Below are 22,757 nucleotides of genomic sequence, written 5' to 3'. Positions count from 1 at the left end.
TCAGACCTTGGCGCTGCCGGCGATCAGCATGAAGGCTGGGATGTCGTCGCCGAAACCGACCGGGGTCGGGCCATCGTCGTGATCGCGATGACGGCGGCGGTCGCGGCTGTCGTCGTTTGCCGGGTAAGGCCGATTGTTGCGCGCGTTGTTTTGCGGCTTCTGCTCTGCTTTGCGCTCGTTCTTCAAGACTTCGGCCCTTGCTGGTGCTGCTTCGATCACTTGGACGTCATTATCCTGTATGTCGTTATCAGATTTATGACTCGCGGCACCGCGATTGCCGCGTCCGCGCCCACGATCCCTCTCGCCCCGCTCACCCTTTGCGGCCCGGTCGCGGCTGTTGCGCCGCGGGCGCTCGTTGTCGGCGCTTTCTTCGGCCGGTGGCAGCGAATTCACATCGCCGCTCAGCCATTCGACCTTTTCGCCGATCAGCTTCTCGATTGCATCGACGAATTTGGTGTCACGCTTGGTCACGAGCGTAAAGGCGGCGCCCGATCGGCCGGCACGGCCGGTGCGGCCGATGCGGTGGACATAATCCTCCGAGTGGATCGGCACATCGAAATTGAATACGTGGCTGACATCGGGAATGTCGAGGCCGCGGGCGGCGACGTCGGAGGCGACCAGCAGCTGGAGATTGCCGTCACGGAAGCTCTGCAGCATCATCGTGCGGGAGCGCTGATCCATGTCGCCATGCAGCGCACCAACGGAGAAGCCGTGGCGCTCCAGCGAACGGAAGAGATCGGCGACGTCCTTCTTGCGGTTGCAGAAGATGATGGCGTTCTTCAGTTCGGTCTGCGCACGGACGAGCTCGCGCAGAACCGCGCGCTTCTCATAATCCTTGCTGTGGGAGGCGACGAAGCGCTGTGTCACCGTCTTTGCGGCCGAAGCCGGCTTTGCCACTTCGATGCGCTCGGGATTCTGCAGGAAGCGGTCGGCGAGCTTCTGGATCTCCGGCGGCATGGTTGCCGAGAAGAATAGCGTCTGGCGGGTGAAGGGGATGAGCTTGGCGATGCGCTCGATATCGGGGATGAAGCCCATGTCGAGCATGCGGTCGGCCTCGTCGATGACGAGGATCTCGACGCCGCTCATCAGGAGCTTGCCGCGTTCGAAATGGTCGAGCAGGCGGCCGGGCGTGCATATGAGCACATCGGCGCCGCGTTCAAGCTTGCGGTCCTGGTCTTCGAAGGAGACGCCGCCGATCAGCAGGGCAACGTTCAGGCGGTGGTTCTTGCCGTACTTCTCGAAATTCTCGGCGACCTGGGCAGCGAGTTCGCGGGTCGGCTCGAGGATCAGCGTGCGGGGCATGCGCGCCCGGGCGCGGCCCTTTTCCAGAAGCGACAGCATCGGAAGAACGAAAGATGCGGTCTTGCCGGTTCCGGTCTGCGCGATGCCGCAAATGTCGCGGCGTTCGAGCGCAAAGGGAATGGCCCCCGCCTGAATAGGCGTGGGGATCGTATAGCCCGCGTCGGTAACAGCGGATAACACTTTTTGGCTCAAGCCAAGGTCAGCGAATGTCGTCAAAGGGAAAACTGTTTCCGTTCCGGTTCGGCCGATCTCTGAACGAGTCGGCGGGATTGCATGCCGCAATGCAGCGCGACATAGCCCCGAATGGCCGGCAAGTCAAGAAATAGAGAGGGCGCACCCCGTGCAGAGTGAAGCGATGGTTACTTGACGGCTATTACTTGATGTAGGTGGCGAGTTTAAGTCCGGCATTCATGAAATATACTGGATCGACCGCCTGGCCGTTCTGGCGCACTTCATAGTGCAGATGGGTGCCGGTCGAGCGGCCGGTACTGCCGGCAAGGCCGATGACATCGTTGCGGCCAACCGTGTCGCCGACCTTGACGAGAACCTGTGACATGTGGCCGTAGCGCGTCGAGATGCCGTTGCCGTGGTCGACCTCGACCATATTGCCGTAGCCCCCGGTCCAGCCGGCGGCGATGACCTTGCCGGGCGCCGTCGGACGGATTCTCTCACCCGGTGAAAAGCGGAAGTCGATGCCGGAATGGAGTGCCAGGCGGCCGAGGAACGGGTCGCGGCGGTTGCCGAAGGGGCTGGTGACGTCCTTGCCGATGGCGGGGTTGCGGAAGGGCAGGGATTCGGCGGTGCTGCGCACGGCCTCCAGCCGGGTCAGCGCGCCGTCGAGGGCGGCCAGCGAATTGTTGAAGTCGTCGTTGCTCTCGGGTTCGAGATAGGGACCGCCGACGGCGCTCTCCTCCTGCCTGGCGGCGGCCGTCTCCTCAGGCACAGGAATCTTGAAGCGGGTCAGCACGGTCGCGATGGCGCTGGCGGCGTGGCCGGCGTCACTCGTCAGCTGCTCGACGCGGTTGCGCTGATCCTGCTCGACATCCTTCAGCGACAGCGTCACCTTGGAGAAGATCCGGTCGGCGCGGTCGCCAACCGTCTCGGCGGACGGCACATAGGCAAGCGTCGAATTGTCGGGCGTCGCGTCGGCAGGCGCGCCGCTCGCCAGTTGTCTCTCAATGGCCTCGATGCCGGTGAGCGAAGCGCGCTTATCCTTGATATCGGGGGCAAGGGACTGGACGGGCGATGACGGTGCGGGCTGCGCGCCGTCCTTTTCCGTCAGGCCGGAACTTTCAGCGCGGTCGAGCAGATTGTCGAGCTTGCCGTGCCGCGAGGTGAGCGCCAACTGCTGCTCCATCAGCTTGTCGACCTTGTCCTCGACCACCTGCTGGTCAAGAAGCTGGCGGGAGGTGATGCGGTCGACCTGGGCACGAAGGGCGGCGATGCGGTCCTCGTAGTCATGCTGCATGCGGGCCTGGCGCGCCATGGTGGCGCCGATCAGGTCGTCGCGCAACACGAGGTAGGAGGTCGCCAGGAGATAGCCGATCGAGAAGACGCCGACGAAGCAGAAGGCAAGCGCCGCCATCCACGGCCGGACCGTCATGTGGCGCACCTTGTCGCCGCTTGCCAGGATGAGGATGTGTTCCTGCGCCCGCTTGCCGAATACCCGGTGCTGATGTCCGCTGTTCACGCAGGCTCTCCCGATTGATGCTCTACGCCTCTTTCGGAAATTAGACACCGTTATGGTTAACGAATACTTTCGCAGTCGTCATTTGCGTCAGAAAATCAATCACCTCAGGCGTGGCTGATCGATGCAAGAGTGCGGTAGAAAGACGGCGTCAGCCCGGCTTCGGCCCGGGCGAGATCGTTGAAGGGCGGCTTCAGCGGCCCGCGGAAATTGGCGCGCACCAGCTCCTGGAAGGCCTTAGCCGGATCGCGCCTTTCGCGGGCGCAGAGGAAACGGAACCATTTGGCGCCGACGGCGACATGGCCTTTTTCGTCGTTATAGATGACGTCGAGGACGGCAGCGCTTTCGAGATCGCCGGTCTCGCGCATCTTGGCCTGCAGCGACGGTGTGACGTCGAGGCCGCGGGCTTCGAGAATTAGCGGCACGACGGCGAGCCTTGCCGTCAGGTCGTTGCGCGTCGAATTGGCCGCCTGCCACAACCCGTCATGGGCGGGAAGATCGCCGTAATCGGCGCCGAGATCGTTGAGGCGGGCGCGCACCATGCGAAAATGTTTCGCCTCCTCGAAAGCGACCTGCATCCAGCCGTCGAAGAAGGAGTTCGGCACCTGTTCGGTCGCGAATCGCGCAACGATATCGAGCGCCAGGTCGACCGCATTGAGCTCGATATGGGCGATGGCATGCAGCAGTGCGATACGGCCTTTCAGCGTGTGCAGCGAGCGCTTCTTCACCAGGGTCGGCGGCGTCAGCACCGGTTTGTCGGGACGGCCGGGCCTTTCCGGCAGGGCAGCGTCGAGCGGCGAGCGCAGCGACACCCGGCGGGCGAACCAGCGGGTGGCGCTTTCCTGCGCAAGGGCGGTCTTGCGGTCGAGATCGGCCGAGCGGATGGCGTCGATGGCGCCGCCGCGCAACGAGCTTATTGTGAAATCACCGGTCACGCGGCCAGATTCCTGACGGCCTCGAGCACGGTTTCGGCATGGCCTTGCACCTTCACCTTCTGCCAGATGGTGGCGATCGTGCCGTCCTGGCGGATGAGGAACGTGGTGCGCTCGACGCCCATGAAGTTTCGGCCGTACATGCTCTTTTCCTTCCAGACGCCATAGGCCTGCAGCGTCGTCTTGTCTTCGTCCGAGGCGAGCGCCACCGAAAGACGGTGTTTCCTGATGAACTTGTCATGGCAGGCAGCCGAATCGGGCGACATGCCGATCACGGCGGCACCGGCTGCTTCGAACTCCGGCGCCAGCGCTGTGAAAGCCAGCGATTCGGCGGTGCAGCCCGTGGTGTCATCTTTGGGATAGAAGAACAGCACTAGCGGCCTGCCGTGAAAATCGGACAGGGAGACACGACCGCCGCCGTCGCGGGGGAGATTGAAATCGGGGGCCAGGGCACCGATGCCGGGAACCGCCATTGGGAAAACCTTTCTTTTGCCGGGTTTGTGGATGACACTCTCTCTCCCCGAATTATATAGTGGATGGAAACCCGTCCAGCATGGCCGGGTTCAATTCTTCGATTTAAGGGAGAGCCCGAGGGCGCATGTCAGCCATCCGCGGCGAAAAGGTCACGTTTCGCAAGAAGGATATCGTTGCGCTGGACCGCTTGCCGTCCGCCCAGGCCGAGGATCCGATCATCGTTCATTGCCCGCCGCCGCGTTCGCCGATGCGGCGAACGGCGAAGCTGACCTTGGGATTTCTGGGACTGATTCTCCTGATCCTCGGTGCCATCGTCTTCACCGTCGAGAGCGGCATGTTCGACAAGCCGCTGTCTGAGCAGGCGCAGGCGGCGCTGAACGGCGTGGCCGGACCGCGCTACCGCGCCGAAGTCGGGTCCACCGTCATCCGTTTCACCTCTGACTTCCGGCTGGCGCTGGAAGCGCGCAACGTCAATATGATCGACCAGCAGAGCGGCCAGCACCTGTCGACGACGGGTTCGGTGCGGCTGGGGCTCGATCCGCTACAGCTCTTCCGCGGCCGCATCGCCGTCGCCGATATCGAAGCGGAGGATATCGCGCTCGACACCGCGCTTTTGCCCTCCGGCAACCCCGTCAAGCTCGACGATCTGCGCATCGACGCCATGCCGGCGGCGATGGAGACGATCTTCTCGCAGCTCGACATGTTCGACAACATCGTGACACGCGGCTCGACCAATTCGGTGCGCATCTCCGGCATCGACGTCAAATTCGCCGACACCGCAAACGGCCCGTTGTCGCTCGTCGTCGATAATCTGATCTTTGCGCATGCCGGGCCATCCTCACTGCAATTGAGAGGTGAGGTTGCGCTTAACGGCGAAGTGGCGGAGCTCGATGTGCTGGCCGAGAAGGAAGGCGGCCAGGTGTCGAAGGTGGTGGCGACGCTCAGGCACGCCGACCTCACGCCCTTTGCGTTGAAACGCAACGATCAGGGCGTGATACGGCAGGGGCTCAGTGCCTTCGTCGACCTGACAGTGTCGGCGACCAGGGAGCGCGACGGCGTGCAGCCGGCGCTTGCCGCAACGATCGATATCGATCCCGGCGTGATTTATGCAGATGGCGATCCGCAGGAGCTGTCGGGCGGGCAGATCAACCTCGCCTATGATTTCGCCAAGCAGACGCTGGAGATCGCCAAGTCGAACGCCCGGTTCGGCGCGACCACGGTTCCGATCAACGGCGCGCTGATTGATCTCGACAAGCTCGACCCGCAGGCCGGCAAGGGCTTCGGCATCGACCTGCTGGTCAGCGGCGGCACCGCCGCGCCTGGCGCCTCCGGCGAACAGCCGCTCTCCTTCGATATCCAGGCGACCGGGCGTTATATGGTCGCCGGCCGGGAATTCCTGTTTCCCAACATGACCGTTTCCAGCGCGCTCGGCGCGCTTTACGGGGCGTTGCACGTCAAGCTCGGCGATAAGTCGCCGGAAATCAGCTTTGCCGGGCAGTCCAGAGAGCTGCAGACGACGGCGATCAAGCAGCTCTGGCCGTTCTGGATGGCGCCCAAGGTGCGCACATGGGTGCATGGCAATCTCTTCGGCGGCACCGTCACCGACGCCGCCATATCCGTTTTCATCCCGTTCGGACGGCTTGACGAAGCAGCCGGCGGCAAGGGATTGAAGCTCGACGCCAACCAGATCCGCATCGGCTTCGACATTGCCGGTGCGCGGATGAACGTTGCCGGCGACATTCCGCCGGTGCGCGATACGGCGGCGCATTTCGATCTGACCGGCCCGGTTGCGACGATTTCGATCAAGAGCGGCACTTCCTATTTCCCCTCCGGCCGGTCCGTCGGTCTCGGGCAGGGAACGTTCGTCATACCTTCCGCATACGACAAACCGCTGATGGCCGATATCGATCTTGCGGTCTCCGGTGCGGCGGACGCCGTAGGCGAGCTCCTGACCTACAAACCGATCCGGGTGCTGCAGCGCGCCGGCTTTACGGCCGACGATTTCAAGGGACACATCGACGCGAATGTGAAGGCGCATTTCGGACTGCTGTCGTCGCAAAACCCGCCGCCGGCCGAGTGGAAGGCCGCCATGAAGCTCACCGACGTCGATCTGGCCAAGCCGTTCTCCGGCCGCACGATCAGCAATGTCAGCGGCATGCTGAATGGCGATCCGAAGCAGATCACGCTCGACGCCAAGGGCGAGATCGACGGCATTCCGGCCGAGATCGATCTGACCGAGCCGGTCGAAGCGTCGTCTGGCGTGGAGCGGCAGCGCGTAATCACGGCGACGCTCTCGGATGATCAGCGCAGCAAGGTGATGCCCGGGGTTTCCGATATCGTCAGGGGTAACCTGAAGATGGTGCTGACGCGGATAGACGACGACCGGCAAGACGTTCAGCTCGACCTCACCAAATCGATGCTCGACCTTCCTTGGATCGGCTGGTCGAAAGGCAGCGGCATTGCCGCATCCGCGGAGTTCGAGATTTCCGGCCCGCCCGAAAATACTGAGATAAAGAATTTCCGGCTGAAGGGTGACGGCTTCGGTGCCAGTGGCTCGCTGAACGTCGGCAAGACGGGCCTAATCTCCGCGGATTTCGACAGCGTCAGGCTCTCCTCGCTCGACGATTTCGCCTTGTCGGTGAAGCGCAGCAAGGGCAATTTTGACGTCTCCGTTTCAGGAACCAGCGCCGATGCGCGGCCGGTCATCGCGCGATTGAAATCGGGCTCGGACAGCGGCGAGGGCGGCGATAGCGACAATACCGGCGTGTCGGTGCGCGCTAGGCTGAAAAACGTCATCGGCTTCAATGACGAGAAGGTCGGCAACTTCCAGGCTCAGCTGTCACTGCGCGGCGACAAGCTACAGACCCTGAATTTTTCCGGCATCACCGACAGCGGTGAGGCCGTGGTCAGCCAGATGAAGGATGGCGGCGTCATCAACATCACCAGCGGCGATGCCGGCGCGGTTTTCCGTTTCGCCGATCTCTACCAGCACATGCAGGGCGGCCTGCTCAATCTGGGGATCCGCTTGGGTGCGGAGGGCGGTTGGGATGGCTCGCTCGACGTGCGCCGCTTCTCGATCGTCAACGAACAGCGCCTGCGTTCGATCGTCTCGACACCCGTCGGAAACGAGCAGCGCAGCCTTAACGAGGCCGTCAAACGCGACATCGATACTTCGTCGCAACGCTTCCAGCGCGGCTTTGCCCGCATCGTTTCGCGGGGCGGCATGATCGGTATCGAGAACGGGGTGCTGCGTGGCGACCAGATCGGCGCGACGTTCCAGGGCGTGGTGCGGGACCGCAAGGGCAATATGGATATGACCGGCACCTTCATGCCCGCCTACGGCCTCAATCGCCTGTTCGCTGAACTGCCGCTGATCGGCGTCATCCTCGGCAATGGCAGCGACCGCGGCCTGATCGGCATCACCTTTAAGCTCACCGGCAAGTTCGACCAGCCGAACCTGCAGATCAATCCGCTGTCGATCATCGCCCCGGGCGTCTTCCGGCAGATTTTCGAATTCCAGTGAAGGAAAGCGAGACTAAATATCCTTCCGCCTGAGGAGATAGTCGAGGCCGCCGACGCGATACCAGCGGTAGCCATAGGCATCGAGCATGACCGTATGGCGGCCTTTTTCGTCGGCTTCGCTACTTGCCCCATCGGCAATATCGATCAGCAATCGCCCGAGTTCACCAACATCAGGATCGAAGGTCACTTCCATCGGGTGCGGACGCAGGTTGTGCAGGATCAGCACCGAATTGCCGCGCCAGTCATAACGCAGCGCCAGTACGCCGTCGTCACCTGTGTCGACCGCTGAGAAATCGCCCCAGCCGATCTCGGGAGCCTCCTTGCGCATCCGGATCATCCGCTCGGTCCAGTTCAAAAGCGAATTAGGGTCGCGCCGTTGGACGGCGACATTGATGTGCTCGAAGCCGTAGGGGCCGTCCTTGATAACAGGTGAAACGGGCTTCGCGCTTTTGGTGAAACCGCCTTCCGGTTCCGTCGACCATTGCATCGGGGTGCGCGCGCAATTGCGCTCCGGCAGGCACAGATCATCGCCCATGCCGATTTCATCGCCGTAGCGGATGACCGGCGTCCCGGGCAGCGAGAACAGCAGGCTGTAGGCCAGCTCGATCCTGCGGCGGTCGCCGCCGAGCATGGGCGCCAGGCGACGGCGAATGCCCCTGTCATAAAGTTGCATGCCCTTCTCGGGTCCAAATGCCGCGAATACCGCGTCGCGCTGCTTATCCGTCAGGCGACCGAGATCCAGTTCATCGTGGTTGCGAAGGAACAGCCCCCATTGCGCAGTTGCCGGGCGCGGCTTCGTGGCATCCATCGCCTTCTTCAGAGGCCGCGTGTCGGCCGTGGCGAGAGCATAAAACAGCGTCTGATTGACCTGGAAATTGAACATCATCTGCATGCGGTCGCCATCGTCGCCGAAATATTCGAAATTGTCCTTCGGCAGGATATTGGCCTCCGCCAGCACGATGGAATCTCCCAGGCGCCATTGCAGGAATTCGCGAAATTTCCTTAGCATGTCGAACTGTTCGACCGGCTTGGTGACCTCGGCGCCCTTGGTGGCGATGATGAAGGGGGCGGCGTCCATGCGGAAGCCCGAGACGCCGAGCTGGACCCAAAAGCCCATGATCTTGAGGATCTCCGCCTGCACCTCGGGATTGGACGTGTTGAGATCGGGTTGGTGATCGTAGAAGCGGTGAAAATAGTAGCTTTTGGCTTTTTCGTCATAGGTCCAGGTGGTTTTCTGGACGCCCGGGAAAACCATGCCTTGATCCGCGTTGGCGGGCTTTTTGTCTGACCAGACGTACCACTCGCGATAGCGTGAATGCGGGTCGCTCCTAGCGTCTTCGAACCAGGGATGATCCTTCGAGGTGTGATTGATCACCAGATCGATCAACACCCGGATACCCCGCTGTTTGGCACCATGGGTGAACTCGACGAAATCGCCGAGCGAGCCATAGCGTGGATCGACATTATAGTAATCGGAGACGTCGTATCCGTCGTCCCGACCGGGCGACGTCTGGAACGGCATGAGCCAGATCGCCGTCACGCCGAGGCCTGAAAGATAGTCGAGACGGCGCATCAGGCCTTGGAAATCGCCCACACCGTCGCCGTTCGCATCCATGAAGCTCTCGACGGACAGGCAGTAGATGACCGCGTTCTTATACCAGAGGTCGTTGATCATGCCGGCACTCCAAATGCATCTGGTCGCAAATCCCGTCGGGCGGAAAAGGTTCCGGGAAGGCGATATCGTGGCGCGGCCAGTTGGATAATTGCGACCTATAGGCTGGTCATTGATGCTTTGCTTATTTTAGATAACTCTGATGTAGTGTGGGTGCCAGCTGCAACAGCGATTGGTGCAATGTCGGAGGATGCCATGCAGTGCGCCCGGACAGTCTCCTTCCTATCGGCCACCATGATGGCCGTGACAGTTGGCGATGCTTCGAATTCTGCAGAAAAGGGCGGACGGCTGAAGCTGGTGAAGAGCATCCCCGTCGAGCATGTCCTCCTGGTTCCGCTCGACGCAAAGATGACGCCGCCGATCTTCTCGATTGGCTGGTGGTCGCGCGTACGACCCGCTTCGGAAGTTAATCCACCCGGACCGCTCCTTCGAGAGATGAAACAAGACGATGCGGAATATCGGTGGCGGGCCGACTGATCCCGTGCCAAAGGAAAAGCCGGCGCGGGGCGCCGGCTTCAAGATCCGTCCATTTGAAGCGACCTATGCCGCGCGGCGGATCAGGATGTGCTTCTTCTTGCCGAGCGAGAGCTTGATGACACCGTCGGCGGTGATTTCGCCGCTGCCGATCAGGCGGCGTTCGTCGCTGACGGCCTCGTCATTGATGCGCACTGCGCCGCCCTGGACGTGGCGACGAGCCTCGCCGTTGGAGCCGGCAAGGCCGGCGCGGACCATCAGCGAGAGCAGGCCGATGCCGCCGTCAAGCTCGGTGGCCGGGATTTCAACAGAAGGAAGGTTTTCGGCGACGCGGCCTTCCTCGAAGGTGGTGCGGGCCGTTTCAGCGGATGCTTCGGCCGCCTCGCGACCGTGGACGATCGCGGTCGCTTCGGTGGCGAGAATCTTCTTCGCCTCGTTGATTTCGGCGCCGCCGAGGGCCTCGAGCCTGGCGATTTCGGCGAGCGGCAGGCGGGTGAAGATCTTCAGGAACCGGCCGACATCGGCATCCTCGGTGTTGCGCCAGTACTGCCAGAAATCATAGGGGCTGAAGACGTCCTCGTTCAGCCAGACGGCGCCGGAGGCGGTCTTGCCCATCTTGGCGCCGGAACTCGTCGTCAAAAGCGGCGTGGTCAGCGCGTAGAGCTGCGGCGTGCCCATGCGGTGCCCCAGATCGACGCCGTTGATAATGTTGCCCCACTGATCCGAACCACCCATTTGCAGGCGGCAGCCGTAGCGGCGGCTGAGCTCGACAAAGTCGTAGCCCTGCATGATCATGTAGTTGAATTCGAGGAAGGAGAGCGACTGCTCACGATCGAGGCGCAGCTTGACGCTGTCGAAGGAGAGCATGCGGTTGACCGAGAAATGCCGGCCGACGTCACGCAGGAATTCGACATAGTTGAGCTTCATCAGCCAGTCGGCATTGTTGACCATGAAGGCATCAGTCGGACCGTCGCCGAAGCGTAGGATACGCGAGAATATCTTCTTGATGCCCTCGATGTTGGTGTTGATCGCCTCCGGCGTCAGAAGCTTGCGCTGCTCATCGCGGAAGGAGGGATCGCCGACCATCGACGTGCCGCCGCCCATCAGCGCGATCGGCCGGTGGCCGGTCTCTTGCAGCCAGTAGAGCATAGTGGCCGAGATCAAATTGCCGATATGCAGGCTGGTCGCGGTTGCGTCGTAACCGACATAGGCCGTCACGACCTCCTTCGCGAACAGATCGTCGAGGCCGCTTTCATCGGAAACCTGATGGATGAAGCCGCGCTCTTTCAGCGTGCGGAGGAAATCGGACTTGAACTCGGACATGGCTTTCGTCTCTTGGTGTCTGCGCTCGGTCCCGTGTGGCCTTGCGCAACTTCGTTGTTGTTGATCTGTCGCGGCGCGTTTAGCACTGTTTTTACAAAAGTGCATCCGGGAATCGCATGGGAGGCAAGCCTCATGGATGTGGTCAGAACCGCGATCGGCCTGATGAGCGGCACGTCGATGGACGGTATCGATGTTGCGCTGATCAGGACCGACGGCCGCGGCTTCATCGAGCGCGGGCCGTTTCTGGGCATGCCGTATGATGCAGAGTTTCGCGGACGGCTCAAACGGGCGCTGGAACTGGCGCGGCCGCTCCGGGACAGGAACCAACGGCCGGGAGAACTTCGCGAGATCGAGCTCGAGCTGACCTTACGGCATGCAACTGCCGTTACGGCATTTCTCGAGCATTTCGGGCTCGCTGCCAATGGCGTCGACATTCTCGGTTTCCATGGCCAGACGGTGCTTCACCGGCCGGACGAGGGACTGACGATCCAGATCGGCGACGGCCGGGAATTGGCGTGCCGGACGGGCTTATCAGTGGTCTACGACATGCGTGCCAACGATATGGTGCATGGCGGGCAGGGTGCGCCGCTGGTGCCGGCCTATCATGCAGCATTGGCGGGAAAATTCCAGCAGGCGGGAGAGGCGGTGTGCTTCGTCAATATCGGCGGCATCTCCAACCTCACCTATATCGGCGCTGACGGCCGGATCGCCGCCTTCGACAGCGGCCCTGGCAACACGCTGATCGATCAATGGGTAGAGATGCAGACCGGCAGAACCTATGATCCCGGCGGCGAGATCGGCGGGCGCGGGAAAGTCGTCCCCGCCCTGGCGGAGCGGTATCTGAACAGCCCGTTCTTCCGCGGCAATGTCCGCCGTTCGCTCGATCGCGGCGATTTCGCGCCGCTTCGGCCTGATGAGGCGAGCCTCGAAGACGGCGCCCGGACGCTTGCGCATGTCGCTGCCGCATCGATCATCAAATCCGCCGGATTCCTGCCCGAACGTCCATCGGCCTATATCGTCTGCGGCGGCGGTCGGCTGAACGGCACCTTGATGGGCGAGCTCTCGGCGATGGCCGAGGGATCAAGAGTGTTGAGCGCCGAGGCCGCGGGCTTCGACGGCGATGCGATGGAGGCCGAGGCCTGGGCCTACCTCGCCGTACGCTCGCTGGACGGGCTGCCGCTGACCTTTCCCGGCACGACGGGAGTTGCGGCTCCCGTCAGCGGCGGCGTGCTGGCAAGACCATGACAAGCCAAAGGCTGATATTGGAAACGCCGAGGCTGCGTTTTGTCATGTGGGACGAAGGCGACGCCGCCCTGCTGCAGCAACTGCACTCAAGCATGGCGACGACGCGATATCTTCCCGGCAATACTCCCTGGAGCCTTGATAAGGCCGAGCAACGGTTGCGCGACTGGTTCGCGGAGCAGGCGCGCGACGGTACAACCAAATACAAGCTTCTCGCCGCGGATGGCAGCTTTATGGGTCGCGCCGGCATTTCGCGATTCGGGAGTGACCAATTCGAACTCGGCTATTCCCTGCGCGAGGAGGCGTGGGGCAAGGGCCTGGCGACTGAGGCGGCGAGCGCGCTCGCCGGCTGGTTCTTCGCGAGGGCGTTCGCGTCGAGCTTAATCGCTTTCACGCATCCTGAAAACGTTGCTTCGCAGCGGGTCCTCAGGAAGATCGGCATGCGCGAACGCGCGCCAATCCTGATCGATGGAGTCCTCGACACGGCTTACGAGCTGACTGCAGGCATGCAGTCGGGAAAGCCCAGCGCGTCGTGATGATGGCGGTGGGCAGACGGGTTATGCGGTCAGCGGATCCGCTTGGCCGCCGGCTCGGGCACCAGCTCGCCATTGAGGCGGCGGTCGAGATAGTCCTCGCATTCGCTCATCAGCGTCTCCACCTGACCGTTGAAGAAGTGGTTGGCATTGGCAACGGTGCGATGGGTAATGAGAATCCCCTTCTGGGTCTTCAGCTTCTCCACAAGGCCGTTGACATCCTTTTCCGGCGCCACCTTGTCGGCCTCGCCGTTGATGATCAGGCCGGAGGAGGGGCAGGGCGCCAGGAAGGAGAAGTCGTAGGTATTTGGCTGCGGCGCGATCGACATGAAGCCCTCGATCTCCGGCCGGCGCATCAGGAGTTGCATGCCGATCCATGAACCGAAGGAATAACCGGCGACCCAACAGGTCTTCGAATCGGGATGCAGGCTCTGCACCCAGTCGAGCGCCGAGGCGGCATCAGACAATTCGCCGGCGCCGTGGTCGAATTCGCCCTGGCTGCGGCCGATGCCCCGGAAATTGAATCGCAAAGTCGTGAACCCGCGCTTCTGGAACATGTAGAAGAGCTGGTAGACAATCTGGTTGTTCATCGTGCCGCCGAACTGCGGATGCGGATGCAGGATCAGGGCGATGGGCGCGCTTTTTTCCTTGGAGGGCTGGTAGCGGCCTTCAAGACGGCCGGCTGGACCGTTGAAAATTACTTCGGGCATTGGTACTCCGGGTTTTATTTCGCGTTCGCGCTGCGTCGGGCGACAACATGACTTGACTATCGTTGTCAGCTTTTCTAAAACGCAGTTTAGAACAATTCGAAACTTGCATGGCGATCCACGCTTCGTGGAACGTGTCATACGGCAAGCCCGGCGGAAATTTCAAGAAAAATGAACCGTGGGTGCTGAAGCAAGCTCGTCAAGCGCAGGACTGAAGATCATGGCGCCGCCACGCCTTTATCTCGACTGGAATGCCACAGCGCCGCTGCACCCCGCAGCGCGTGAGGCGATCATGGGCGCCATTGACGTGTTTGGCAATCCGAACAGCGTGCATGGTGAGGGACGGGCCGCCCGCGCCGCTATCGAATGTGCGCGACGCAAGGTGGCCGCCCTTGCCGGCACAGAAGCCGGCAATGTGATCTTCACCAGCGGCGCAACGGAAGCCGCCAATCTGGTGCTGACGCCGGAATTTCGCATGGGTCGTACGCCGCTTCGGCTTGGCCATCTCTATTTTTCAGCGGTCGAGCACCCGGCGGTTCGCGAAGGCGGGCGCTTCTCCAGGGAAAACATGACGGAGATCCCGGTGACGGAAGCCGGAATCGTCGATCTCGACGCGCTCGGGCTTCTGCTCGGGGCGCATGACAAGGCAGCAGGCCTGCCGATGGTCGCCGTCATGCTTGTCAACAACGAGACGGGTATCGTCCAGCCGGTCGAGGCGGCGGCAAAAATCGTGCATGCCCATGGCGGGCTTTTCGTGGTCGACGCGGTGCAGGCGGCCGGCCGCATCCCGCTCGATATCAATAGGATTGGCGCCGATTTCATGATCGTCTCCTCGCATAAGATCGGCGGGCCGAAAGGCGCCGGCGCGCTGATTGCGCGCGGCGAGGCGCTGATGCCGCGGCCGCTGATCCAGGGTGGCGGGCAGGAGCGTGGTCACCGTTCGGGGACACAGAATTCGCTGGCGCTGATTGGCTTTGGCGCGGCGGCGGAGACGGCAGCGGGCGAGCTGGAGACGCGCAATGCGGCAATCGGCGCGTTGCGCGAGCGGCTCGAGGAAGGCATGCGACGGCACGCCGCCGACGTGATCATCCATGGCGAGAGCGGCGAGCGCGTCGCCAATACGATCTTCTTCACCCTACCGGGGTTGAAGGCCGAGACCGGACAGATCGCCTTCGATCTCGAAGGTGTCGCGCTCTCGGCAGGTTCGGCTTGCTCGTCGGGACGGCTTGGCGAAAGCCATGTGCTGACGGCGATGGGCCGCGACGCCAAGCTCGGCGCACTACGCATCTCGCTCGGCTTCTCGACGACGGAAGAAGACATAGACAGGGCGGTTGCCGCTTTTGCGAAGATCGCCTGCCGGCGCAGGTCGGCGGGTGAGGCGGCCTGACCGCATCATAAACTTGCGGAAACGCAAATTTCCGCTTGCCAATCGGGCTGAAAAGTCCCTTTTGGCCTCTTACATCAGGGCAAGGAATTGCCCGACCATCAGGGCAAGCGATTGCCCGACAGGAAGGGCGAGACGATTGCCCATATGCTACAAGCTGCCGGACCTTGGATCCGGCGAGATTGGAGAATGAAATGGCTGCCGTGCAGGAAACGATCGACCAGGTGCGCCTGATCGATGTGGACCAGTACAAATACGGTTTCGAGACCGTCATCGAAATGGACAAGGCGCCGAAGGGCCTGTCCGAGGATATCATCCGCTTCATTTCGGCCAAGAAGCAGGAGCCGGAATGGATGCTGGAATGGCGTCTGGAGGCCTATCGGCGCTGGCTGACGCTGGAAGAGCCGACCTGGGCACGCGTCAATTATCCGAAGATCGATTTTAACGACATCCATTACTACGCCGCGCCGAAAAGCGCGCCGGGTCCGAAGTCGCTCGACGAGGTCGATCCGGAGCTGTTGAAAGTCTATGAGAAGCTCGGCATCCCGCTGCGTGAGCAGGAGATCCTGGCCGGCGTCGAGAAGCCGAAGATCGCTGTCGACGCGGTTTTCGACAGCGTCTCGGTCGTCACCACCTTCAAGGCGGAGCTGAAGAAGGCCGGCGTGATCTTCATGTCGATCTCGGAAGCCATCCGCGAGCATCCCGATCTCGTCCGCAAATATCTCGGCTCGGTCGTGCCCACCTCCGACAATTATTATGCGACGCTGAATTCGGCGGTCTTCACTGACGGCTCCTTCGTCTTCGTGCCGAAGGGCGTTCGCTGCCCGATGGAGCTTTCCACCTATTTCCGCATCAACGAGAAGGGCACCGGCCAGTTCGAGCGCACGCTGATCATCGCGGAAGAGGGCGCCTACGTCTCCTATCTGGAAGGCTGCACGGCGCCGCAGCGCGATGAAAACCAGCTGCATGCCGCAGTGGTCGAGCTCGTGGCTCTCGACGATGCCGAGATCAAATATTCCACTGTCCAGAACTGGTATCCGGGCGACAAGGAAGGCAAGGGCGGCATCTACAACTTCGTCACCAAGCGCGGGGATTGCCGCGGCGACCGCTCGAAAATTTCCTGGACGCAGGTTGAAACCGGCTCGGCGATTACCTGGAAATATCCGTCGTGCATCCTGCGCGGCGACGACTCCAGAGGCGAATTCTACTCGATCGCCGTCTCCAACGGTCATCAGCAGATCGACAGTGGCACCAAGATGATCCATCTCGGCAAGAATACGTCGAGCCGCATCGTCTCCAAGGGCATCGCCGCCGGCGTTTCCAACAACACCTACCGCGGCCAGGTCTCGGCCCACCGCAAGGCGTCGAATGCGCGCAACTTCACCCAGTGCGATTCGCTGCTGATCGGCGACAAGTGCGGCGCCCATACGGTGCCCTACATCGAGGCGAAGAACTCGACGGCGCAGTTCGAGCATGAAGCGACGACCTCGAAGATCTCCGAGGACCAGCTGTTCTACTGCCTGCAGCGCGGTATCCCGACAGAGGCGGCGATTGCGCTGATCGTCAACGGCTTCGTCAAGGAAGTGCTGCAGGAGCTGCCGATGGAGTTCGCCGTCGAGGCGCAGAAGCTGATCAGCATTTCGCTTGAAGGCTCTGTAGGCTGATATGGACGAGACGGACAAGAAGCGCATTCTTGAACGTCTGGAAAATATTCGCGGGGAAATATTGGCGAAAATTCGCCCCCGCGAGCAAAGGTACGAGACGGAAACGCCGCCGGAGCAGCCTTACGTGTTTCTTCAGCAGCGAGTGGAAAAACCGGCAAAGTTCATTGAAGTTATCGGGAGATTTCTGCAAATCCCTGAATTCATCGAATGGCTTCGGTTCGTCTTCAAGGCAGCAGGTGTGGTTTTTGCTGCCATCTGTTTTTGGCGTTAGCGCCGAATACATGCCCTTAGGAGTTGCAGTTCTCGGGACAAGCCCGAGGATGACGGATCGAGACCAGTGCGAACGGTCAATTGGGCGGATCCTTGAAATCCGCCGGATAACAGGAAAGACAAAGATGCTTGAAATCAGAAACCTTCATGCCCGCATCGCCGAAGACGGCACCGAGATCATCCGTGGTCTGAACCTGACGGTGAAGGCCGGGGAAGTGGCCGCCATCATGGGGCCGAACGGCTCCGGTAAGTCGACGCTTTCTTATGTGCTGTCGGGTCGCGAAGACTATGAAGTCACCGAGGGTGAGATTCTCTACAACGGCGAGAGCATCCTCGAACTCGATCCTGCCGAGCGCGCCGCAAAGGGCATTTTCCTTGCCTTCCAGTATCCGGTCGAAATCCCCGGTGTCGCCACCATGCAGTTCCTCAAGGTGGCGATGAACGAGCAGCGCAAGGCGCGCGGCGAGGACGAGTTGACGACGCCGGATTTCATGCGTCGCGTCAAGGATGCCGCGGCCAAGCTGCAGATCAACACCGAGATGCTGAAGCGGCCGCTCAACGTCGGCTTCTCCGGCGGCGAGAAGAAGCGCGCCGAGATCCTGCAGATGGCGCTGCTGGAGCCGAAGCTCTGCGTGCTCGACGAAACCGATTCCGGCCTCGACATCGACGCGCTGAAGATCGTCGCCGACGGCGTCAATGCGCTGCGTTCGCCCGATCGCGCTGTCGTCGTCATCACCCATTATCAGCGCCTGCTGGACTATATCGTGCCTGATACGGTTCACGTGCTCTACAAGGGCCAAGTGATCAAGTCGGGCGACAAGACGCTGGCGCATGAGCTCGAAGCCAACGGCTATGCCGATATTATCGGCGCGGCGGCCTGAGTTCGGGTGGAAAGGACGACCTCCATGAACATGCAGACGACGAGTCGCCTGACCGCGGCCGAAACGGCGCTGATCGACGCCTTCAACCAGCAGATCGGCGAGTTGCCGGGGAACGGCATGGTGACGGCGCTGCGCGACCGGCTTCTCGATGACTTGAAGAAGGCCGGCCTGCCGACGCGGCGCATCGAAGCCTGGCATTACACCGACTTCAAAAACCTGCTGCGCGGCTTGCCGCCGCAGGCAGGCGACGCCGGCTCCGACCCGCTTGAGCCGCTCGTCGCGGGTTCCAGGGTGCTGGCGGTGATCCAGGGCCATGCCAATCAGAAGGCGGTCGCAGAGGGCCTCGGTGTGTCAGCCTATAGCGAACGTCTGCGTGACGGCTCGGCCGCAGGCGGGCTCGATGCGCTCGGCAGCGACGATGCGGTCGGCCGCATCAATGGCAGCTTCGTGCGCGACGGCTATGTGGTTGACGTGCCCGATGATACCGAGCTTGAAAATCCGCTCGAGATTCAGTTCATCCATGCTGGCGGGCAGACGCATACGCGCCTTCCCGTTTCCTTCGGCGCCGGCGTCAAGGCAACTGTTATCGAGCGTCACCGTGCGGTGACGGGCGATGCTGCCTTCGTGTCCCATGTCAGTGACATCACCGTCGGCAAAGGCACGGAACTGACCTGGATCATCCTGCAGCAGCAGGGTGCTGACGATACGCATCTCGGCCAGATCCGCGTCGATCTCGGCGCCGATGCCAAGCTTCGCCTGTTCGTCATCAATGCCGGCGGCAGGCTGGTGCGCCAGGAACTGCACATCAAGGTGACCGGCGAGGGCGCCGATCTGACGCTGCGCGGGATTAACCTGCTCGGGGCCGAGAGCCATACCGACGTGACGATGGTTCTCGGCCACGACGTGCCGCATACCGGCTCGACCGAGGTGATCCGCAACGTGGTGTTCGACCGCGCCAAGGGTGTCTTCCAGGGCATGATCCGGGTGGCGCCCGATGCGCAGAAGACCGACGCCAAAATGGCGTGCAACACGCTTCTGATGTCGGACGATGCCGAGTTCTCGGTCAAGCCCGAGCTCGAGATCTTCGCCGACGACGTCCAATGCGGCCACGGCGCGACGGTGACCGATATCGACGCCAACCATCTCTATTACATGATGGCGCGCGGCATTCCGGAGAACAAGGCGCGGGCAATGCTCGTCAACGCCTTCGTCGCCGAAATCGTCGAGGAACTGGAAGACGAGGCCCTGGTCGAGGCGCTGGAAGGCGTGATTTCGGCCTGGCTCGAAAAGCACGCCTGATCGGATATAGCAATGGACAAGATCGTGCCGGCCACGCAATACGACGTCGAATCCATCCGCCGGGATTTTCCGATCCTGGCGGAGAAGGTGCACGGCAAGCCGCTGGTCTATCTCGACAACGGCGCCTCCGCCCAGAAGCCGCAGTCGGTGATCGATGCGATCTCGCATGCCTACGCCCATGAATATGCCAATGTGCACCGCGGCCTACATTATCTCTCCAATGCCGCGACCGATGCCTATGAGGCGGCGCGCGAAAAGGTCCGCCGTTTCCTCAACGCCCCTTCGGTCAACGATATCGTCTTCACCAAGAATTCGACCGAAGCGATCAACACCGTCGCCTATGGCTGGGGCATGCCCCAGCTCGGCGAAGGTGACGAGATCGTCCTGACGATCATGGAGCACCACTCCAATATCGTGCCCTGGCATTTCATTCGCGAGCGGCAGGGCGCCAAACTGGTCTGGGTGCCGGTGGACGACGAGGGCGCCTTTCATATTGAGGATTTCGAGAAGAGCCTGACGGAACGCACCAAGCTCGTCGCCATCACCCATATGTCGAATGCGCTCGGCACGATCGTTCCGGTCAAAGAGGTCTGCCGCATCGCGCATGAACGCGGCATTCCGGTCTTGATCGACGGCAGCCAGGGCGCCGTGCATCTCCCGGTCGACGTGCAGGATATCGATTGCGACTGGTACGTCATGACCGGCCACAAGCTCTACGGCCCGTCGGGTATCGGCGTGCTCTACGGCAAGAAGGAGCGGCTTTTCGAGATGCGCCCCTTCCAGGGCGGCGGCGAGATGATTTTCGAGGTTGCCGAGGATGCGGTCACCTACAACGATCCGCCGCATCGCTTCGAAGCCGGCACGCCGCCGATCGTCCAGGCGATCGGGCTCGGTTATGCGCTCGACTATATGGAGAAGGTCGGCCGCGAGGCGATCGCCCGCCATGAGGCCGATCTTGCCGCTTACGCGGTCGAGCGGCTGAAATCGGTCAATTCGCTGCGCGTGTTCGGCACGGCGCCCGACAAGGGCAGTATCTTTTCCTTCGAGCTTGCCGGCATCCACGCCCACGACGTGTCGATGGTGATCGACCGGCAGGGCATTGCGGTGCGCGCCGGCACGCATTGCGCCATGCCGCTCTTGAAACGCTTCGGCGTCACCGCCACATGCCGTGCATCTTTCGGCATGTACAATACCCGCGCCGAGGTCGATGCCCTGGCCGATGCGCTTGAACATGCGCGCAAGTTCTTTGCTTGAGGAGTGTCCGTGATGAGCCTGGACGAAAGCGAACAGAAGATCGATGTGCGCGAAGGCATCGTGCATTCCAGCATCCCGGCCGATGAGTTGGCAAGGCTGAGCGACGACGTCATCGGCGCGCTGAAGACGGTCTACGACCCGGAAATTCCCGCCGACATCTTCGAACTCGGTCTGATCTACAAGATCGACATCGAGGACGACAGGATGGTGAAGATCATGATGACGCTCACCGCTCCCGGCTGCCCGGTCGCAGGCGAGATGCCGGGCTGGGTGGAAAACGCCGTGGGCGCCGTCGAAGGCGTGTCGGGTGTCGAGGTTGAAATGACCTTCGATCCGCCGTGGACGCCGGATCGCATGTCCGAAGAGGCGCAGGTCGCAGTTGGCTGGTACTGATACCGTACCGTGGTATTGATCCGTTTACGTGCGGCGACTACATTTGAATCACGAAGCACCGGATCTTGACCCCGGTTGCGGAAGGAGATGAAGCCGATGGGCTTTGCAGTGATGAGCATGACGGAAGGGGCCGCGGCCCGCGTCAAGGCGATCGTCGAAAATTCCGGCCCGGAAGCCAAAGGCGTTCGCGTCGGCATCAAGAAGGGCGGCTGCGCCGGGATGGAATATACCATCGATCTGGTGACCGAGCCCAATGCTAAGGACGACCTGATCGAGCGCGATGGCGCGAGGGTCTGGGTCGAGCCATCGGCCGTGCTCTATCTTCTCGGCACCGAAATGGGCTTCGAGCAGACGACGCTGCGCTCCGGCTTCACCTTCACCAACCCGAACCAGACATCGGCCTGCGGCTGCGGCGAATCAGTCGAGCTGAAACCCGCCGATCTCGCGGCCCTTGCCGCGCAGCGCCAAAGCGAGCCGGCGCATTCTTGACGCCGTTCGCATGGGGCTGGCTGAAATTACCGCTAAGCGTTGCTGATGAAGCCGGTTTGGCTTCGTCGAGATCACCGGGTCCTGTTTTATGGATGCGCAAAACGAGGCGCTGCACCACAGGCTGCGTCTTGCTCAGCGGTACCTGTCGCGAAAAACGATAGCGATTGGGATCGTGTCTCGATTTGCATAGTAGAGACGACGCGGCAGCCGGAGGGATTTTTTTCGGCTAACCGAACACCAAGGTTAGTGGAAAATATGGGGTCCGGATTCCAGCGCTCGTAGCGCCCAGTGCCGTGGAGTTGATCTCGCTCCGCGAGAAATGCCGTCCTCAAGTGGTTTTCCTCGTCCACCGAGATCGGCTTTGCTCCCTGAGCGAGTTCGAGTTTACACGAACGTCTCGATTTGCCATGATCGGGTGGATATTCGGTTTCCACGACGACGAAACGAGCTCGGGGAACCTCCCAGCGCTGTTCAGCCATTTTGTACCCAGGCAGAAGTGGAAAGGGTACCCCGGAAGCGGTCACCGGGGCCACCGTCCTGACGTCACGCCCAAGGTCGCGTAATCCTGTTGCATCAAAGTCTTTGCCTGTCTCCACGGCAGTTCGACAGCGTGTGAACAGGTCACGCCAAACACCGGAAAGGTCGTCGCTGGCGCCAGCATTGGTTATCAGGACAAAATTCAGAAGAATTGATAAGGTAATACGGCGCAAGCGGAATTCTTTCCTGAGATGATGTATGAGCCCCTACAGGGCAATTCTGCTCACAGAGCGGCTGATTTCGCGACGGTCGAGGCAGTCGGCAGATCGACATAGGTCTGATCCAAGTGGAATTACAACAGCGCGACGACTTCGAGAATCGCACTCAGTCGCGCTTAATGCTCATCAGCATTTCCCACATATCCGCGCCGGTCTCGAAGACCACGGCGTTCGCCTTATAGGCCTGTGCGGCCTCGATGAGATCGGTCAGTTCGGTGGCCGGGTCGACATCCGACGCCGTCGGGCTGACTGTCGCCTGGACGCCGCCTGATGCGACAGTCGTAAGGCTGGTGTTCAGCCTGGCGTAATCTGATGTGCTGCCGTTGGCGACATTGTTGGCGATCGCGCCGATCCGCGTCGTCTGCGCCCGCATGCCCGAAAGAGCAATGTTCGTGATGCCCGATATGCTCATCAGTTGTTCCCCGGAACTGGATGATCCCATTTACCTCCCAACTTTTAGAGAATGCTGAAGGCGTTGCGTTAGCAAAGATCTATCGAAC

Annotated in this window: 21 protein-coding genes; 12 read left to right on the top strand and 9 right to left on the bottom strand. The window is 61.6% G+C overall.

Annotated features, from left to right (window positions below):
* The 4 genes from GGI60_RS00195 to GGI60_RS00180 all read right to left on the bottom strand — a co-directional run bounded on the left by GGI60_RS00195 (position 1) and on the right by GGI60_RS00180 (position 4,394).
* On the bottom strand, positions 1–1,518 hold the full coding sequence (locus tag GGI60_RS00195) for a DEAD/DEAH box helicase (protein ID WP_183913594.1): 1,518 nt from the start codon (positions 1,516–1,518) through the stop codon (positions 1–3).
* A gap of 157 nt (positions 1,519–1,675) precedes the next feature.
* Positions 1,676–2,992, bottom strand: a complete 1,317-nt coding sequence (locus GGI60_RS00190; protein WP_183913596.1) for a peptidoglycan DD-metalloendopeptidase family protein — start codon at positions 2,990–2,992, stop codon at positions 1,676–1,678.
* Positions 2,993–3,096: 104 nt separating this feature from the next.
* Positions 3,097–3,924 carry a ferritin-like domain-containing protein gene (locus GGI60_RS00185; RefSeq protein ID WP_183913598.1) on the bottom strand — a complete coding sequence of 276 codons (828 nt, stop codon included), beginning with the start codon at positions 3,922–3,924 and terminating at the stop codon, positions 3,097–3,099.
* Complete coding sequence (locus GGI60_RS00180) at positions 3,921–4,394, bottom strand: peroxiredoxin (protein WP_183913600.1); 474 nt, start codon at positions 4,392–4,394, stop codon at positions 3,921–3,923. Before GGI60_RS00180 ends, GGI60_RS00185 begins: the two co-directional genes overlap by 4 nt.
* 125 nt (positions 4,395–4,519) lie before the next feature.
* On the opposite strand from GGI60_RS00180, the gene GGI60_RS00175 reads away from it, so the two are divergent.
* On the top strand, positions 4,520–7,918 hold the full coding sequence (locus tag GGI60_RS00175) for a DUF3971 domain-containing protein (protein ID WP_183913601.1): 3,399 nt from the start codon (positions 4,520–4,522) through the stop codon (positions 7,916–7,918).
* Positions 7,919–7,930: 12 nt separating this feature from the next.
* On the opposite strand, the gene GGI60_RS00170 is transcribed toward GGI60_RS00175, so the two are convergent.
* The gene (locus GGI60_RS00170) at positions 7,931–9,592 is read right to left on the bottom strand and encodes an alpha-amylase family protein (RefSeq protein WP_183913603.1); all 1,662 of its coding nucleotides are present in this window, start codon (positions 9,590–9,592) and stop codon (positions 7,931–7,933) included.
* Positions 9,593–9,769: 177 nt separating this feature from the next.
* Between GGI60_RS00170 and GGI60_RS00165 the strand changes: the two genes are divergently transcribed.
* Complete coding sequence (locus GGI60_RS00165) at positions 9,770–10,066, top strand: hypothetical protein (RefSeq protein ID WP_183913605.1); 297 nt, start codon at positions 9,770–9,772, stop codon at positions 10,064–10,066.
* 63 nt (positions 10,067–10,129) lie between these two features.
* Here GGI60_RS00165 and tyrS read toward each other — a convergent pair whose 3' ends face one another.
* Positions 10,130–11,386, bottom strand: coding sequence for a tyrosine--tRNA ligase (gene tyrS / locus GGI60_RS00160; RefSeq protein WP_183913607.1), 1,257 nt, complete (start codon positions 11,384–11,386; stop codon positions 10,130–10,132).
* 132 nt (positions 11,387–11,518) lie between these two features.
* On the opposite strand from tyrS, the gene GGI60_RS00155 reads away from it, so the two are divergent.
* Together GGI60_RS00155 and GGI60_RS00150 are read left to right on the top strand one after the other, a co-directional pair.
* A complete protein-coding gene (locus tag GGI60_RS00155) occupies positions 11,519–12,631 on the top strand; it encodes an anhydro-N-acetylmuramic acid kinase (RefSeq protein WP_183913609.1) in 1,113 nt (370 codons plus the stop codon).
* Positions 12,628–13,164 carry a GNAT family N-acetyltransferase gene (locus GGI60_RS00150; protein ID WP_183913611.1) on the top strand — a complete coding sequence of 179 codons (537 nt, stop codon included), beginning with the start codon at positions 12,628–12,630 and terminating at the stop codon, positions 13,162–13,164. Before GGI60_RS00155 ends, GGI60_RS00150 begins: the two co-directional genes overlap by 4 nt.
* 29 nt (positions 13,165–13,193) lie before the next feature.
* Here GGI60_RS00150 and GGI60_RS00145 read toward each other — a convergent pair whose 3' ends face one another.
* Entirely contained in the window at positions 13,194–13,871 is a 678-nt protein-coding gene (locus tag GGI60_RS00145) for an alpha/beta hydrolase (protein ID WP_004675601.1), read from the bottom strand.
* A 217-nt stretch (positions 13,872–14,088) separates the two neighbouring features.
* Between GGI60_RS00145 and GGI60_RS00140 the strand changes: the two genes are divergently transcribed.
* From GGI60_RS00140 to sufA, 8 genes are all read left to right on the top strand, one after another.
* The gene (locus GGI60_RS00140; RefSeq protein WP_183913613.1) at positions 14,089–15,255 is read left to right on the top strand and encodes a cysteine desulfurase family protein; all 1,167 of its coding nucleotides are present in this window, start codon (positions 14,089–14,091) and stop codon (positions 15,253–15,255) included.
* Positions 15,256–15,446: 191 nt separating this feature from the next.
* Positions 15,447–16,916: a Fe-S cluster assembly protein SufB gene (gene sufB / locus GGI60_RS00135; RefSeq protein ID WP_064685460.1), complete on the top strand. Its 1,470-nt coding sequence runs from the start codon at positions 15,447–15,449 to the stop codon at positions 16,914–16,916.
* 1 nt (position 16,917) lies between these two features.
* On the top strand, positions 16,918–17,187 hold the full coding sequence (locus tag GGI60_RS00130; RefSeq protein ID WP_183913615.1) for a hypothetical protein: 270 nt from the start codon (positions 16,918–16,920) through the stop codon (positions 17,185–17,187).
* 124 nt (positions 17,188–17,311) lie between these two features.
* The gene (gene sufC, locus GGI60_RS00125) at positions 17,312–18,067 is read left to right on the top strand and encodes a Fe-S cluster assembly ATPase SufC (protein WP_183913618.1); all 756 of its coding nucleotides are present in this window, start codon (positions 17,312–17,314) and stop codon (positions 18,065–18,067) included.
* Between the two features lie 24 nt (positions 18,068–18,091).
* Entirely contained in the window at positions 18,092–19,366 is a 1,275-nt protein-coding gene (sufD, locus tag GGI60_RS00120) for a Fe-S cluster assembly protein SufD (RefSeq protein ID WP_097665924.1), read from the top strand.
* Positions 19,367–19,378: 12 nt separating this feature from the next.
* Positions 19,379–20,620, top strand: a complete 1,242-nt coding sequence (locus tag GGI60_RS00115; RefSeq protein ID WP_183913620.1) for a cysteine desulfurase — start codon at positions 19,379–19,381, stop codon at positions 20,618–20,620.
* 12 nt (positions 20,621–20,632) lie between these two features.
* Positions 20,633–21,013 carry an SUF system Fe-S cluster assembly protein gene (locus GGI60_RS00110; RefSeq protein ID WP_004675587.1) on the top strand — a complete coding sequence of 127 codons (381 nt, stop codon included), beginning with the start codon at positions 20,633–20,635 and terminating at the stop codon, positions 21,011–21,013.
* A 96-nt stretch (positions 21,014–21,109) separates the two neighbouring features.
* On the top strand, positions 21,110–21,502 hold the full coding sequence (gene sufA, locus GGI60_RS00105) for a Fe-S cluster assembly scaffold SufA (protein WP_004675584.1): 393 nt from the start codon (positions 21,110–21,112) through the stop codon (positions 21,500–21,502).
* A gap of 86 nt (positions 21,503–21,588) precedes the next feature.
* On the opposite strand, the gene GGI60_RS00100 is transcribed toward sufA, so the two are convergent.
* Together GGI60_RS00100 and GGI60_RS00095 are read right to left on the bottom strand one after the other, a co-directional pair.
* Complete coding sequence (locus GGI60_RS00100; RefSeq protein WP_183913622.1) at positions 21,589–22,212, bottom strand: hypothetical protein; 624 nt, start codon at positions 22,210–22,212, stop codon at positions 21,589–21,591.
* A gap of 151 nt (positions 22,213–22,363) precedes the next feature.
* Positions 22,364–22,669 (bottom strand): flagellar basal body rod C-terminal domain-containing protein, encoded by a 306-nt coding sequence (locus tag GGI60_RS00095; RefSeq protein WP_183913624.1) that lies wholly within the window; start codon positions 22,667–22,669, stop codon positions 22,364–22,366.
* Positions 22,670–22,757 lie beyond the last annotated feature (88 nt).

Source organism: Rhizobium lentis, from assembly GCF_014200175.1.
GTDB lineage: Bacteria > Pseudomonadota > Alphaproteobacteria > Rhizobiales > Rhizobiaceae > Rhizobium > Rhizobium mulingense.
This window is presented reverse-complemented; position numbering and strand designations above follow the sequence as displayed.

Bases quoted from the DNA above. Each gene is read 5' to 3' on its own strand.
- GGI60_RS00145 (WP_004675601.1), bottom strand. From the start codon at position 13,871: ATGCCCGAAGTAATTTTCAACGGTCCAGCCGGCCGTCTTGAAGGCCGC.
- GGI60_RS00095 (WP_183913624.1), bottom strand. From the start codon at position 22,669: ATGAGCATATCGGGCATCACGAACATTGCTCTTTCGGGCATGCGGGCG.
- tyrS (WP_183913607.1), bottom strand. From the start codon at position 11,386: ATGTCCGAGTTCAAGTCCGATTTCCTCCGCACGCTGAAAGAGCGCGGC.
- sufB (WP_064685460.1), top strand. From the start codon at position 15,447: ATGGCTGCCGTGCAGGAAACGATCGACCAGGTGCGCCTGATCGATGTG.
- GGI60_RS00115 (WP_183913620.1), top strand. From the start codon at position 19,379: ATGGACAAGATCGTGCCGGCCACGCAATACGACGTCGAATCCATCCGC.
- GGI60_RS00130 (WP_183913615.1), top strand. From the start codon at position 16,918: ATGGACGAGACGGACAAGAAGCGCATTCTTGAACGTCTGGAAAATATT.
- sufA (WP_004675584.1), top strand. From the start codon at position 21,110: ATGGGCTTTGCAGTGATGAGCATGACGGAAGGGGCCGCGGCCCGCGTC.
- GGI60_RS00140 (WP_183913613.1), top strand. From the start codon at position 14,089: ATGGCGCCGCCACGCCTTTATCTCGACTGGAATGCCACAGCGCCGCTG.
- sufC (WP_183913618.1), top strand. From the start codon at position 17,312: ATGCTTGAAATCAGAAACCTTCATGCCCGCATCGCCGAAGACGGCACC.
- GGI60_RS00150 (WP_183913611.1), top strand. From the start codon at position 12,628: ATGACAAGCCAAAGGCTGATATTGGAAACGCCGAGGCTGCGTTTTGTC.
- GGI60_RS00175 (WP_183913601.1), top strand. From the start codon at position 4,520: ATGTCAGCCATCCGCGGCGAAAAGGTCACGTTTCGCAAGAAGGATATC.
- GGI60_RS00165 (WP_183913605.1), top strand. From the start codon at position 9,770: ATGTCGGAGGATGCCATGCAGTGCGCCCGGACAGTCTCCTTCCTATCG.
- GGI60_RS00110 (WP_004675587.1), top strand. From the start codon at position 20,633: ATGAGCCTGGACGAAAGCGAACAGAAGATCGATGTGCGCGAAGGCATC.
- sufD (WP_097665924.1), top strand. From the start codon at position 18,092: ATGAACATGCAGACGACGAGTCGCCTGACCGCGGCCGAAACGGCGCTG.
- GGI60_RS00180 (WP_183913600.1), bottom strand. From the start codon at position 4,394: ATGGCGGTTCCCGGCATCGGTGCCCTGGCCCCCGATTTCAATCTCCCC.
- GGI60_RS00155 (WP_183913609.1), top strand. From the start codon at position 11,519: ATGGATGTGGTCAGAACCGCGATCGGCCTGATGAGCGGCACGTCGATG.
- GGI60_RS00170 (WP_183913603.1), bottom strand. From the start codon at position 9,592: ATGATCAACGACCTCTGGTATAAGAACGCGGTCATCTACTGCCTGTCC.